Source organism: Rhodococcus sp. 14C212, assembly GCF_011058195.1.
Classification (GTDB): Bacteria; Actinomycetota; Actinomycetes; order Mycobacteriales; family Mycobacteriaceae; genus Rhodococcus; species Rhodococcus aetherivorans.
This window is the reverse complement of the sequence record NZ_JAALEH010000124.1, coordinates 1-12,115: the sequence shown is the minus strand read 5'-3', so window position 1 is coordinate 12,115 and position 12,115 is coordinate 1. Positions and strand designations below refer to the sequence as shown.

14 protein-coding genes are annotated in these 12,115 nt (G+C 72.0%); 4 read left to right on the top strand and 10 right to left on the bottom strand.

The features are described from left to right. Positions 1-661: hypothetical protein (locus tag G6038_RS28205; protein ID WP_165041874.1), on the top strand; the 661-nt coding region annotated here is incomplete at its 5' end. A 70-nt stretch (positions 662-731) separates the two neighbouring features. Here G6038_RS28205 and fbaA read toward each other — a convergent pair. Then, positions 732-1,769 (bottom strand): class II fructose-bisphosphate aldolase, encoded by a 1,038-nt coding sequence (fbaA, locus tag G6038_RS28200; RefSeq protein WP_165041872.1) that lies wholly within the window; start codon positions 1,767-1,769, stop codon positions 732-734. 150 nt (positions 1,770-1,919) lie between these two features. Between fbaA and G6038_RS28195 the strand changes: the two genes are divergently transcribed. Next, positions 1,920-2,693 (top strand): VTT domain-containing protein, encoded by a 774-nt coding sequence (locus G6038_RS28195; protein ID WP_165041870.1) that lies wholly within the window; start codon positions 1,920-1,922, stop codon positions 2,691-2,693. A 23-nt stretch (positions 2,694-2,716) separates the two neighbouring features. Beyond that, complete coding sequence (locus tag G6038_RS28190) at positions 2,717-3,382, top strand: DedA family protein (protein ID WP_165041868.1); 666 nt, start codon at positions 2,717-2,719, stop codon at positions 3,380-3,382. Here G6038_RS28190 and G6038_RS28185 read toward each other — a convergent pair. The 5 genes from G6038_RS28185 to G6038_RS28165 all read right to left on the bottom strand — a co-directional run bounded on the left by G6038_RS28185 (position 3,379) and on the right by G6038_RS28165 (position 7,796). Continuing rightward, on the bottom strand, positions 3,379-4,443 hold the full coding sequence (locus G6038_RS28185) for a GTP-binding protein (protein WP_165041866.1): 1,065 nt from the start codon (positions 4,441-4,443) through the stop codon (positions 3,379-3,381). The two genes, G6038_RS28190 and G6038_RS28185, sit on opposite strands and share 4 nt — an antisense overlap. A gap of 17 nt (positions 4,444-4,460) precedes the next feature. After that, on the bottom strand, positions 4,461-5,621 hold the full coding sequence (locus G6038_RS28180) for a glycoside hydrolase family 76 protein (protein ID WP_165041864.1): 1,161 nt from the start codon (positions 5,619-5,621) through the stop codon (positions 4,461-4,463). Between the two features lie 76 nt (positions 5,622-5,697). Continuing rightward, on the bottom strand, positions 5,698-6,363 hold the full coding sequence (locus G6038_RS28175) for an RNA methyltransferase (protein WP_165041862.1): 666 nt from the start codon (positions 6,361-6,363) through the stop codon (positions 5,698-5,700). Between the two features lie 2 nt (positions 6,364-6,365). Then, positions 6,366-6,980 (bottom strand): hypothetical protein, encoded by a 615-nt coding sequence (locus G6038_RS28170; RefSeq protein WP_165041860.1) that lies wholly within the window; start codon positions 6,978-6,980, stop codon positions 6,366-6,368. A gap of 48 nt (positions 6,981-7,028) precedes the next feature. Further along, on the bottom strand, positions 7,029-7,796 hold the full coding sequence (locus G6038_RS28165) for an SDR family oxidoreductase (RefSeq protein ID WP_165041858.1): 768 nt from the start codon (positions 7,794-7,796) through the stop codon (positions 7,029-7,031). Positions 7,797-7,859: 63 nt separating this feature from the next. On the opposite strand from G6038_RS28165, the gene G6038_RS28160 reads away from it, so the two are divergent. Further along, positions 7,860-8,306 (top strand): hypothetical protein, encoded by a 447-nt coding sequence (locus tag G6038_RS28160; RefSeq protein ID WP_165041856.1) that lies wholly within the window; start codon positions 7,860-7,862, stop codon positions 8,304-8,306. Positions 8,307-8,340: 34 nt separating this feature from the next. Here G6038_RS28160 and G6038_RS28155 read toward each other — a convergent pair whose 3' ends face one another. The 4 genes from G6038_RS28155 to pyrE are packed head-to-tail and all read right to left on the bottom strand — an operon-like array spanning position 8,341 to position 11,942. Continuing rightward, the gene (locus G6038_RS28155) at positions 8,341-9,090 is read right to left on the bottom strand and encodes a lysoplasmalogenase (RefSeq protein WP_165041854.1); all 750 of its coding nucleotides are present in this window, start codon (positions 9,088-9,090) and stop codon (positions 8,341-8,343) included. A 47-nt stretch (positions 9,091-9,137) separates the two neighbouring features. Then, the gene (gene galK / locus G6038_RS28150) at positions 9,138-10,280 is read right to left on the bottom strand and encodes a galactokinase (RefSeq protein ID WP_165041852.1); all 1,143 of its coding nucleotides are present in this window, start codon (positions 10,278-10,280) and stop codon (positions 9,138-9,140) included. Further along, on the bottom strand, positions 10,277-11,383 hold the full coding sequence (galT, locus tag G6038_RS28145; RefSeq protein ID WP_165041876.1) for a galactose-1-phosphate uridylyltransferase: 1,107 nt from the start codon (positions 11,381-11,383) through the stop codon (positions 10,277-10,279). The genes galK and galT overlap by 4 nt, the downstream gene beginning before the upstream one ends. 19 nt (positions 11,384-11,402) lie before the next feature. Beyond that, complete coding sequence (gene pyrE, locus G6038_RS28140) at positions 11,403-11,942, bottom strand: orotate phosphoribosyltransferase (RefSeq protein ID WP_006945331.1); 540 nt, start codon at positions 11,940-11,942, stop codon at positions 11,403-11,405. Positions 11,943-12,115 lie beyond the last annotated feature (173 nt).

Here is a 12,115-nt window from a genome sequence, read left to right as displayed (position 1 = left end):
CATCCCCGTCACCACGCACACCCCCAAGCAGGCGCCGCAGCGCATCGAGCCCGATCGGGCGGCCGGACGCGCGGAGCCGCAGCGGATCGCCTCCCAGCGCACCGAACCGCCGCGCGTCCAGCCGACACGGGTCCCGCCGTCCCGGCCGGAGGCGCGGCGTGTCGAACCCCAGCGCGTCCAGCCGGTCCCGGGGCCGCAGCGCATCGACCCGGTCGCACCCGCCCGGCGCGGCCGCCGGGGCTGGGCGATCGCGGCCGTCGTCGCGGGCCTGCTCGTCGTCGCCGCGGTGGCGGCCGCAGCCGTGAAGGTCTACCTGGACGACCGGGCGGCGAACTCGCCGGAGGCTCGGATCCGGACCACCGTCGAGACCTTCGTCCGGGCCCTCTCCGCCGGCGACCTGACGACGCTTCGCACCACGACGTGCGGCGGCCTGCAGGAGTTCTATGCCTCGGTGCCGCCCGAACAGTTCGCCGACATCCACCGCACCGCCGTCGACCAGGGCACCGTGCCCGTCGTCACGGGCATCGACAAGGTGCAGGTCACCGACGGCCGGGCCATCGCGCAGGTGACGGCGCACCCGGCCGGCACCCCGACCGACGTCACCCAGCGCACCTTCGACCTGGCCCGGGAGGGTGAGGAGTGGAAGGTCTGCGGGGAATGAAACGACGCGAGCGGTGACGCGGGGCCGGGCCCGCGTCACCGCTCGTGTGGGGTGACCGCGCAGGGGCGGATCAGCCGGCGGACACCGACCGGCCCGCGGACCTGAGGTCGTTGCACGCCTCGACGACCCGAGCGGTCATCGACGCCTCGGCCTTCTTCAGGTAGCTGCGCGGGTCGTAGGTCTTCTTGTTGCCGACCTCGCCGTCGATCTTCAGCACACCGTCGTAGTTGGCGAACATGTGGCCGGCGATCGGGCGGGTGAATGCGTACTGGGTGTCGGTGTCGACGTTCATCTTCACCACGCCGTAGCTCAGCGCCTCGTCGATCTCGGACTTCAGCGAGCCCGAGCCGCCGTGGAAGACCAGGTCGAACGGCTTCGAGCCGGCGGCCAGGCCCAGCTTCTTCGAAGCAGCCGCCTGGCCGTCGGCCAGCACCGACGGCTTGAGCTTGACGTTGCCCGGCTTGTAGACGCCGTGGACGTTGCCGAACGTCGCGGCGAGCAGGTACTTGCCCTTCTCACCGGCGCCGAGCGCGTCGACCGTCTTCTCGAAGTCCTCGATCGAGGTGTACAGCTTCTCGTTGATGGCGTTCTCGACACCGTCCTCCTCGCCGCCGACGACGCCGATCTCGACCTCGAGGATGATGTTCGCGTCCTTCGACAGGGCCAGCAGTTCCTGGGCGATCTGCAGGTTCTCGTCGATCGGGACGGCCGAGCCGTCCCACATGTGCGACTGGAACAGCGGGTTCTCGCCGTTCTTCACCCGCTCCTGCGAGATGGCGAGCAGCGGGCGCACGAAGCCGTCCAGCTTGTCCTTCGGGCAGTGGTCGGTGTGCAGCGCGATGGTGACGTCGTACTTCGCGGCGATGACGTGCGCGAACTCGGCGAGCGCGACGGCGCCGGTCACCATGTCCTTGACACCGAGGCCGGAGCCGAACTCGGCGCCACCCGTCGAGAACTGGATGATGCCGTCGCTGCCGGCGTCCGCGAAGCCCTTGATGGCGGCGTTGATGGTTTCGGACGAGGTGCAGTTGATGGCCGGGAACGCGAAGGAGTGATCCTTGGCGCGGGCGATCATCTCGGCGTAGACCTCGGGAGTCGCGATTGGCACGGCGGCTGTCCTCCAGATGAGAGTCGATGGGTGCCTCCCCGGGGGTGCGGGAGGCGCCAGGGTTGTCCCTGCAGTATGTCAACTGTCGGCGCGGGGACACAGTCGGGTGTCCGCCGTGATTCGGGCGACCGGCCTCCCACCGGTACTCTGGTGGCCGTGAGTGTGCTCGGAGGCCTGGAGTCCGTGACCGTCGTCCCGGAGACAGTGACGAATCTGGCGTTGCTGCCGGGATTCCTGGACCCGGTGAACCTGCTCAACTCCTTCGGCACCTGGGTGCTCATCGGCCTGCTGCTCGTGGTGTTCATCGAGTCGGGTCTGCTGTTCCCCTTGCTGCCGGGCGACTCGCTACTGTTCACGGCGGGCCTGATCGCCGCCTCGAAGTCCGAGGAGATCCCGCCGTTCGCGCCGCTGTGGGTGCTGATGGTGACGATCCCGATCGCGGCGATCCTGGGTGACCAGGTGGGCTACTGGATCGGTGCCAAGGGCGGCACGCGCCTGTTCAAGAGCTACGACGCGAAGATCCTCAACAAGCAGTACATCGATCAGTCCGAGGACTTCTTCCAGCGCCACGGTCCGATCACGATCGTCCTCGCCCGGTTCGTGCCCATCGTGCGCACCTTCGCGCCGGTCGTCGCGGGCGCCTCCCGCATGCGGTATCCGGTGTTCCTCACCTACAACATCGTCGGTGGTGTGCTGTGGGGCGCCGGCGTGACGCTGTTGGGCTACCTGCTCGGTCAGATCGCCTTCATCCGCGACAACATCGACATCATCTTCCTGCTCATCGTGTTCGTCTCCGTCGTCCCGATCCTGCTCGAGATCGGCAAGCACCTGATCGCCAAGCGCAGGGCCGCGGCCGTCACGGAGGCCGAGGCCACGGCCGACACGGTGCCGGTGCCCACGACCCGTCGCGACACCACGCCCTGAGCACGCGCGCGAACGCGTCCTCCATGATTCTCGCCGCGGAAACCTTCGGTCCTCTCGAAGCCGCCGGGCCCGCCCTGGTGTGGCTCGTCGTCGTCACATTCGTGTTCGTCGAGTGCGCGATCATCCTCGGACTGTTCCTGCCCGGGGACTCCATGCTGCTGACCGCCGGCGTCGTGCTGGCCGCCCATCATTCCGGTGCGGCGCAGGTGTGGGCGCTTGCGGTCGGCGCGATGGTGGCCGCGATCGCCGGCAACCAGGTGGGATACGTGATCGGCCACCGTCGCGGTCACCACCTCATCGCCCGCCGCAACGGCCGATATCTCAACGCGGCCAACCTGCGGAAGGTCAACGTCCTGCTCGACCGGTACGGGTTCTGGGCGGTGCTGATCGCTCGCTGGATCCCGTGGGTGCGCACGCTGTCGCCGCTGGTGGCGGGGGCCGCCCGGATGAACCACACCCGGTACACGATCGCCTCCACGATCGGCGCGATCCTGTGGGCGCCCGTCCTGCTGCTCGTCGGGTTCTACTTCGGCGAGTACCTCGAGCGGGTCTCCTGGCTGCTGCCGACGGTCCTCGCCGTGATGGCCGCCGTCCTCGTCGTTGGCACCGTGCTCGGCGTCCGGCAGTACCGGATCGAGATGGCGCGGCCCGCGGTGGACGTGGAGATCGCGGACGTCGACCCCGACTAGGAGTGCCCGGCCACGAGCGCCGGGTCCAGGATGCGACGCGGGGTGTCCGGGTCCAGGCGCACCCCGATGAAGACGATCTCCTGGCCCGGCGTCTCGCCGGTCAGAGACCACGGCTGCGCCGGTTCGAGCATCAGGTTGGGACCGGCCTGCGACCAGATCGCCGCGGTGTCCGGGTCGTCGGCGAACCAGCAGAAGCCCTTGCTGCGCAGCACCCCGTGCAGGTTCTCCACCGCCGCCTCGAGCCGGGCGCGGTCGAAGGGACGGTCGGCGCGGTAGACGACGCTGCGGATGCCGTACTCCTCGGTTTCCGGGGTGTGACCGCCGGCGAGTTCCTCGGCCCAGCCCGGGGCGAGCGCGGCCGCCTCCGGGTCGTAGCGGCCGGTGCCGAGGACCTCGCCGACCGGGACGGCGCCGTGGACGGTGCGCAGCAGCCGCGCCGTCGGGTTGAGCCGGCGCAGCGTGGCCTCGACGGCCCCGGCGACGGCGTCGCTCACGAGATCGGTCTTGTTGAGCAGCAGCACGTCGGCGAACTCGACCTGGTCGACGAGGAGGTCGGAGATGCTGCGCTCGTCGCCCGCGCCGGCCTCGAGCGCGCGGTCGTCGAGGCGGTCGCCGCGCGCGAGCTCGGCGAGGAAAGTGGCGGCGTCGACGACGGTGACCATCGTGTCGAGGCGCGCGAGCTGCCCGAGACGGAAGCCGTCGTCGAACTCCCAGTCGAACGTCGCGGCGACGGGCATCGGCTCGGAGATGCCGGTCGACTCGATCACGAGGTGGTCGAACCGGTTCTCCCGGGCGAGCCGCGCGACCGTCTCGATCAGGTCCTCGCGGAGCGTGCAGCAGATGCAGCCGTTGGTGAGTTCGACGAGCTTCTCGGTGGTGCGGTCGAGGCTGCCCTGGCCGGCCACGAGCGCGGCGTCGATGTTGATCTCGCTCATGTCGTTGACGACGACCGCGACGCGCGCGCCGTCGCGGTTGGCGAGGATGTGGTTCAGCAGCGTGGTCTTGCCCGCGCCGAGGAAGCCGGAGAGCACGGTGACGGGCAGGGGCGTCGCGACGGTCATACCGTCGACGATAACCTTTATCGATAACCGTTTTCAAAACGGGTGCCGTCGGGCCGCGCGGGGTTCGGCCCGGGCGCCCGCTCGGCGGCGACGGCGTACGCCGACTCCATCAGCATCCACCCGCTCAGCTGCACCGACAGATCCCGCTCGGCCACCCCCGAGCTGCGCACCGTGCCGCCGGAGAAGCGCGCGATCCCGGGGGCCGTTCCCGGCAGCCGGGCCTGCACGGACCAGTCCCGCCCGAACAGGGGCAGCCCCTCGATCTGCAGGCGGTTCGCCCACGCGGCCTGCGCGGACGCGAGCACGATCCGTGCCGCGACCCGACGGGCGCGTTCGTCCTCGGGACCGACCACCGGCAGGGTCGTCGCGACCATCGCCAGATACCGGACGAGAATGCCGTTGAACAACCCGCCGTCCCCACCGCCGCCGCCGGTGATCACCCCACGTTCGGTCAGCTGGTTGTCGACGGCCTCGACGAGGGCGTGCACCCGCTCCCGGTGCCGCGGATCGCCCATCCGTACCGCCAGCTCCGTCTCCAGGCCGAGCACGACGCCCTGGCAGTACGTGTAGACGGCGCGCTCGACCCGGTCGCGACGGATCCCGTCGAAGACCAGGCCGGTCTCCGCGTCGATCAGCGTCTCGTGGATCCAGTCCGCCATCTCCTGGGCCCGCAGCAGCTTTCCGGTGCGGGCGAGCAGCAGACCCGCCGGGCCGTTGGCCGGGGTGTTGTAGAAGTCGTCGCGGCGCCGCCAGGGAATGCCGCCGCCCCGCTCGGGCGCCCACGCCTCGAACAACTCGTTCTCGAGGACGGCGATGGCGTCGCGACGGTCGACGTAGAGATGCCGCTGCGCCCGCTCGAGCGCCAGGCCGAGCCAGGCCATGTCGTCGAAGTAGTTGTTGGTCCAGCCGGCGAGGTTGCGAATCCGGTGCGAGCGCGTCAGCCGCAGCACCCGGCGCCGGCGCCGCGGCGTCGCCTCCCGCTCGGCGGCGTCGACCGCGAGATCGATCAGGTGGGCCTGCCACCAGTAGTGCCAGGTGAGGAAGAGCCGTTCGCGGCGCACCGCCGGCCAGCCGACGACCCCGAGCGCGGTGCCGGGCAGCGCCCACAGCCGCCGCACGTGCCGCGACATGACTGCAGCCTCCGCGAGATCCGCCCGCTCGGCCCACACATCCGACATGTCGTCGCCAACCTCGTCTCACCGTCGCTACCGATACCAGCTTTCCCCTATCGGCCGCTCCCCGTCGAACGTTTCTTCACCAGGCCCGGCCGAGATCGGCGTGCTGCCGGATCCAGGCGTGCATCGCGATCCCGGCGGCGACGCCGGCGTTGATGCTGCGGGTCGAGCCGAACTGGGCGATGGACACGGTCGTCGCCGCGACCTCCCGCGCCCGCGCCGTGACACCGGGCCCCTCCTGGCCGAACAGCAGCATGCACGCGCGCGGTAGCTGCGCGGTCTCGAGCGGCACCGATCCGGGTGTGTTGTCCACCGCGACGATCGTCAGTCCCCGTTCGGCCGCCCAGTCGATCAGGGAGTCGACGTCGGGGTGGTGCACGAGATGCTGATACCGGTCGGTCACCATGGCGCCACGACGGTTCCAGCGCCGGCGGCCGACGATGTGCACGGCGGCCGCCGCGAACGCGTTGGCGGTACGCACCACGGTGCCGATGTTCGCGTCGTGCCCGAAGTTCTCGATCGCCACGTGCAGCGGATGACGGCGGGTGTCGATGTCGGCGACGATCGCGTCGCGCGTCCAGTAGCGGTAGGCGTCGACGACGTTGCGGCGGTCGCCGCGGGCGAGCAGCTCCGGATCGTAGCGCGGATCCTGCGGGGGTTCGGAGCCGAACTCCTCGGCCCACGGGCCGCACCCGTACGGGTGCTCACCCCACTCGGTGGGGCCGGGAGCGTCGTCGAGTTGCACGGTCAGAAGGTCGTGTTGGAGCCGGCGGCGATCGTGAAGCCGTGACCGGTGGCGTCGTTGGCGCAGGTGACGTCGGCGTCGGTGGTCTCGCACGTGTAGCCGAGCTTGCTCAGCCGCGATCCGCTCGGCAGCACCGGGTCGTCGCCGCCGGAGGTGTAGACCGAGCCGCCCGAGCACATGAACTCCGCGGGGCCCGCGTCCTGTACGCGAATGCCGTTGCCCCAGTTGACCATACAATTCTCGGGACGCGGCGGGACCGGATCGGTGGCGCCCTCGCAACCGGCCTCGGTGCGCGAGGGTAGTTTGACGATGCCGCAGCGGAACCCGCCGTCGGGGCTGGTGAAGTAGTACGACTCGTTGCGCTCGAACTGCACGTCCGCCAGCGTCGTCGGAGCGCTCTCGGGGGCCGGCGCCGTGGTCGTCGTGGTCCCGGGGGCCGTCGTGGTCCCGGGGGCCGTCGGCGCGGGTGCCACGGTCGTGGTGGTGGTTGCGGCGGCCGCGCTCGCCGACGACGCGGCGGCCGGCTGCTCCACGCCCTCCGAGGCCCCTCCACACCCGGCCAGTGCCAGCACCGCCACCGCGGCCGCACCGATCGACGACATCCGCCGCACGTTCACCCGACTCCCTTCCGTCGCTGATCCGTCCGCCACTCTAGCGAGACCGCGTCAGCTGCCGGTCACCCACCGGTTGACCAGGCGATTGAGCCGGGTGGGCGTTACCTGCGCGAGGGCGGCGAACGCCTTGGCCTGCCAGCCCACCGCGTGGTGCACCCCCGCCGGCCGCCGCCCGGGGCGGGTCAGGTCGTAGAGATCCCGGGCGACGTCGTCGGCGGTGAGCCGGATCCCCAGCCGCCGGGCGGCGCCGACGTTGAGGTCTTGGGTCATCGCCGTCTCGACGAACAGCGGCCACAATGCGATCACCCGGATGCCGTGCGGGGACCATTCCAGATCGAGCGCCTCGGTCAGCCCCCGCACGGCGAACTTGGTGGCGCTGTAGGTCGCGAGTTCCGGCTGGCCGTAGAGCGCCGACGCCGAACAGAGGTTGACCACCTGGGCACCGGGCGTGCGACGCAGGTACTCGAACGCGCTGTGGCAGCCCGTGATCGTGCCGGTGACGTTGACGCCGACCATCTGCCGGTGCCGTTCGAGCGCGGTCGTCTCGAACGGTCCCGACGCCAGGAGGCCGGCGTTGTTGACGAGCAGGTCGAGGGTGCCGTCGGCGCAGAACCCCTTCAGCGTCCGCTCCCAGCCCGGCGCGTCGGTGACGTCGAGAACGCCGGTGACGATGCCGGGCTGCTCCGCGGCGAGCACCTCGAGGCCCGCCGCGTCGACGTCGACGGCCGCGACCCGGTAACCGCGGCGGGCGAAGAGCAGGGCGGTGGCACGGCCGATCCCCGAGGCGGCGCCGGTGACGAACACGCTGGGTGAATTCATGGATGCAGCGTAGCGACGACGGACGTGGCGCAGGTCACGGACTATCCTGGCATCGGAGGAGCCATGAACCACGTTCGAGTCGTGCGTGCCGTCGCGTTCGTCACCGCCGGATACCTTGTCGTCCTGGCGCTGTGGCTGGGGCTGTTCGTCGGCAACTCCCCCGAGGGCACCGTCCCCTACCAGATCATGTTCCTGCTGGCCGCGTACGGCTCGGCGCTGGGCATCGCCATGATCCTCGCCGGGCGGCCGCCGCGCGCCGACCGCCGCCTCGCCCGCCGCGGCCTCGAGGGCTGGGCCACCATCACCTCGGCCCGGCAACTCGGCCACACCGTCGACAACGGCGAGCTGACCGAACTGGACCTCGACCTGACGGTGCCGGGCTCCGAGCCGTACCACGGACGGGTGCTCTACGAGGTCGCCCGCGAGGATCTCGGCCGGTTCGAGCCCGGCCGGGTGGTCGGCATCCGGGTCGACCCCCGCGACCGCGACCGGATCGTCCTCTGTCCGTAGGCGACGCGCGCCGAAGTGCCTGTCGCGCCCGTCGTTACCCGCGCATGTAGTCCCGGCGCGCGCGAGTGCCGTCCCGGCCGAGGGCGAGCTTGCCCTCGACGAGGAGCAGCTGCGCGAGCGCGTACGTCGCAAGCACGAATCCCTCCGCCGCGGCCCGGGTCCGCTGCGACCGCAGCAGCACCCGCCGCACGACGATGGTGCCGTCGGAGAGCGTGAAGACCAGGCCGCCGGCGCCCAGCCAGCTGCGCCGGTCCCCGTTCGGGATCGGCAGTCCGGCCAGCCGCCGCGCCCCGGGCGCGAGCGACGGGTCCGCGGCGAGGGTCGCGGTGGTGCCGAGCAGCGCACCGTACCCGGTCAGCGGCGCCGCCACCTCCGGGGCCTTGGCTCCGAGCAGACCGGCGGCCCCGAGCGCCGCGACCGCCCGCGGCACCGCCGCCGACCGCGTCGGACGGGCACCGCGACGCGCCAGCAGCGCCGAGTAGCAGGCCTGCATCACGGCGAACGACGACGCCCCGCGCAGCAGCCGTGCGTCGTCGTCCGGATCGATCATGAACACGTCGCCGACGGTCGCGCCGGTCAGCCCGAGCAACAGCAGGGCGGTGTCGAGCCGGTCGGTGTGCGGGGCGTGCCGCAGCACCCGCACCGCCAGCGACGGGCCGATCAGCGGCTTGGCGACCCGCTGCAACCGCTCGTTGCCGAGGACCCCGCCCACGACCGTCGCCGCCGCGGCGGCGGCGAACACCGCATGCTCGGCGTTCCACTTGTCCCGGCTGAACCATCCCATGGCCGGCAGCGTACCGACCCGCACGACGTCACCCGGTCCGCTTCACCTCAGGAGCAGCGCCGGGCGCCCGGCGCCGCCACCGCACGCAGGAACTTCGGCCGCGGCAGGTCCCGCTCGCGGGCGGCCGCCGTCACGGCCTCCACCACCGCGGCGACGTCCGTAGCCCGGCACAGCGCGATCGCGGATCCGCCGAATCCGCCACCGATCATCCGGGCGCCGAGTGCCCCGGCGGCGCGAGCGGCGTCGACGGCGCTGTCGAGTTCGACGGAGCTGACCTCGAAGTCGTCGCGCAGTGACCGGTGCGCGGCGTCGAGCAGCGGCCCGAGCCGGTCCGGGGCGTCGTCCCGCAGTGCGGCAACGGCGGCGCGCACCCGGGCGATCTCCGTGACGACGTGCCCGGCCCGGCGCCGCAGCACCGGATCGGTCAGCGCGTCGAGCGCGTCCACGGTGTCGACGTCGCGCAGACTCGTCACGCCGAGCCGGCGCGCGGCCTCCTCGACGTCGCGGCGCCGCTGCCCGTACGGCCCGTCGACGAGGCGGCGCGGTGCGTCCGTGTCGACGACGAGCAGCGCCAGGCCGTGCGATTCCAGGTCGATCGGGACGTGCTCGACCGCTCCGGTCGCGCAGTCCAGCAGCAGCGCACGACCGGCACGGCCACGCAGCGCGATCTGCTGGTCCATGCCGCCGGTGGGGGCGCCGACATAGTCGTTCTCGGCCCGCGTGCAGGCGGTGGCGAGCGCGGCCCGGCCGGCGTCGTCGACCGGCAGCCCGGACAACTCGGCCAGGGCGAGGGCGACGGCGGCCTCGAGCGCCGCGGAGCTGGACAGGCCCGCCCCCACCGGCACGTCGGAGGCGATCGCGACGTCGACGCCCGTGAACCCGGGCGGGTCGAGCTCGCGGATCACCCCGACGACGTAGGCGGCCCAGCCGCCGGTGCGTCCTTCGGGTTGTTCCAGCCGCCCGAAGGACACACCGGCGAAGCCCTCGCTGACGAGCCGCACCGCCCCGTCGTCGCGGCGACGCACCGCCGCCGCCGTGACCTGCGGCAGTGCCAGGGGCAGGCACAACCCGCCGGTGTAGTCGACGTGCTCACCGATCAGGTTGACCCGTCCCGGCGCGCACCACACTCCCTCCGGGGCGACACCGAAGCTTCGGGCGAACTCGGCCGCCGCGGCCGCGCACACAGTCATCCGGCGAGCTCCCGCAGCCGCGCCGCGATGCGTTCGGCGGAGGTGTCGCTGATCCATACGCCCATCGCGGACTCCGATCCGGCCAGGTACTTGAGCTTGTCCGCGGCGCGGCGCAGCGAGAAGATCTGGCAGAACAGACGACCGTACGGTCGCTCGTCGCCGACCGGTGCCTGGTGCCAGGCCGCGATGTAGGGGACGCGATCCACGCCGTCGAAGAACAGGTCCGTGCGCCGCAGCAACTCCCGGTAGGCCACCGCCAGTTCGTCGCGCTCGGCGTCGTCGAGGGCGGCGAGGTCCGGCACGTCGCGATGCGGGGCGAGGTGTACCTCGACCGGCCACCGCGCCGCTGCCGGCACGTAGGCGGTCCACCGCCGCCCGGACCACACGATGCGCGTGCCCGCCCGGCGTTCGGCCTCGAGCACGTCGCGTTGCAGCAGCCGGCCCGTCGCGGCGTGGTGCGCGCGGGCGCGCTGCACCAGCACCTGCGAGCGCGCCGGCAGGAACGGGTAGGCATAGATCTGCCCGTGCGGATGCTGAAGTGTCACACCGATTTCCGCGCCGCGGTTCTCGAAGCAGAACACCTGCCGCACGTCGGGGGCGGCCGAGTGCTCGGCGGTGCGGTCGGCCAGCGCGTCGAACACCGTGCGGGCCCGCTCGACGCTCAGGTCGGCGAACCGCGCGTCGTGGTCGGCAGTGAACGCGACCACCTCGCAGCGGCCCGTCGCGGGCCGTCGCGGCCACAGCGGGTCGCCGTCCACCGGACCAGCGACGGCGCCACCCCGCCCGAGGGCCGGGAAGCGGTTCTCGAACACCACCACGTCGTAGTCGTCGGCGGGGATCTCGGTGGCGGCCCGGCCCGGACGGGTGGGGCACAGCGGACAGTCCGCGGGGTCCGGCAGGAAGGTCCGGTCCATGCGGTGCGACGCGGAGACCACCCACTCCCCCGTCAGCGGGTCGAAGCGGAGTTCGGACGCAGCCCCGGCCGACGGTAGCCGCCGCATGTCGTGGCGCTCCCGCACCGCGCCACCACCGACGTACGGCTCGGTGTCGTCGAAATAGAACAGTTCCCGGCCGTCCGCGAGACGCGTCGCGGTCCGCCGCACCCGCCCGGCCACGGAAAACCTAGGCGTCCTGCAGTCCCAGGTCCTGCAGGCCCAGCAGGTAGCGGTACTCGACGCCCTCCGCGGCGATCACCTCGCCGGCGCCGGTGGCCCGGTCGACGACGGTGGCGACACCCACGACCGTCGCGCCGGCGTCGCGCAGGGCCTTGACCGCGGTGAGCGGAGAGTTGCCCGTGGTGGTCGTGTCCTCGACCACCAGGACGCGCTTGCCGAGCACGTCGGGGCCCTCGATCTGCCGCTGCATGCCGTGCGCCTTGGCGGCCTTGCGGACGACGAACGCGTCGATCGGGCGGCCGGCGGCGTGCATGACCGCGAGCGCCACCGGATCGGCACCCATGGTGAGGCCACCGACGGCGTCGAAGTCCCAGTCGGCGACCAGTTCCCGGATGAGCTTGCCGATCAGCGGGCCCGCCCGGTGGTGCAGGGTGGCGCGGCGGAGATCCACGTAGTAGTCGGCCTCTTTGCCGGACGACAAGGTCACCTTGCCGTGCACCACCGCCAGTTCGCGAACCAGCGCAGCCAACTCCTCGCGATCACTCATCGCAACCCCTCACCGTCTCTCGTTCCACGCCGCGCCCCGAGGGCACCGGCGACGACGAGCCTAGTCGGGGTCCCTCGGTCAGGCCGCGACGGTGTCCGATCCGCCGGTCGGCGCGTCCGATCCGCCGGTCGGCGCGTCGTCTCCGAGGGCGGAGGCGGGGGACTCCGGCGGTG

Bases quoted from the DNA above. Each gene is read 5' to 3' on its own strand.
- G6038_RS28180 (WP_165041864.1), bottom strand. From the start codon at position 5,621: ATGTCGGATGTGTGGGCCGAGCGGGCGGATCTCGCGGAGGCTGCAGTC.
- G6038_RS28155 (WP_165041854.1), bottom strand. From the start codon at position 9,090: ATGGGATGGTTCAGCCGGGACAAGTGGAACGCCGAGCATGCGGTGTTC.
- G6038_RS28165 (WP_165041858.1), bottom strand. From the start codon at position 7,796: ATGAATTCACCCAGCGTGTTCGTCACCGGCGCCGCCTCGGGGATCGGC.
- galK (WP_165041852.1), bottom strand. From the start codon at position 10,280: ATGACTGTGTGCGCGGCCGCGGCGGCCGAGTTCGCCCGAAGCTTCGGT.
- G6038_RS28160 (WP_165041856.1), top strand. From the start codon at position 7,860: ATGAACCACGTTCGAGTCGTGCGTGCCGTCGCGTTCGTCACCGCCGGA.
- G6038_RS28190 (WP_165041868.1), top strand. From the start codon at position 2,717: ATGATTCTCGCCGCGGAAACCTTCGGTCCTCTCGAAGCCGCCGGGCCC.
- G6038_RS28185 (WP_165041866.1), bottom strand. From the start codon at position 4,443: ATGACCGTCGCGACGCCCCTGCCCGTCACCGTGCTCTCCGGCTTCCTC.
- pyrE (WP_006945331.1), bottom strand. From the start codon at position 11,942: ATGAGTGATCGCGAGGAGTTGGCTGCGCTGGTTCGCGAACTGGCGGTG.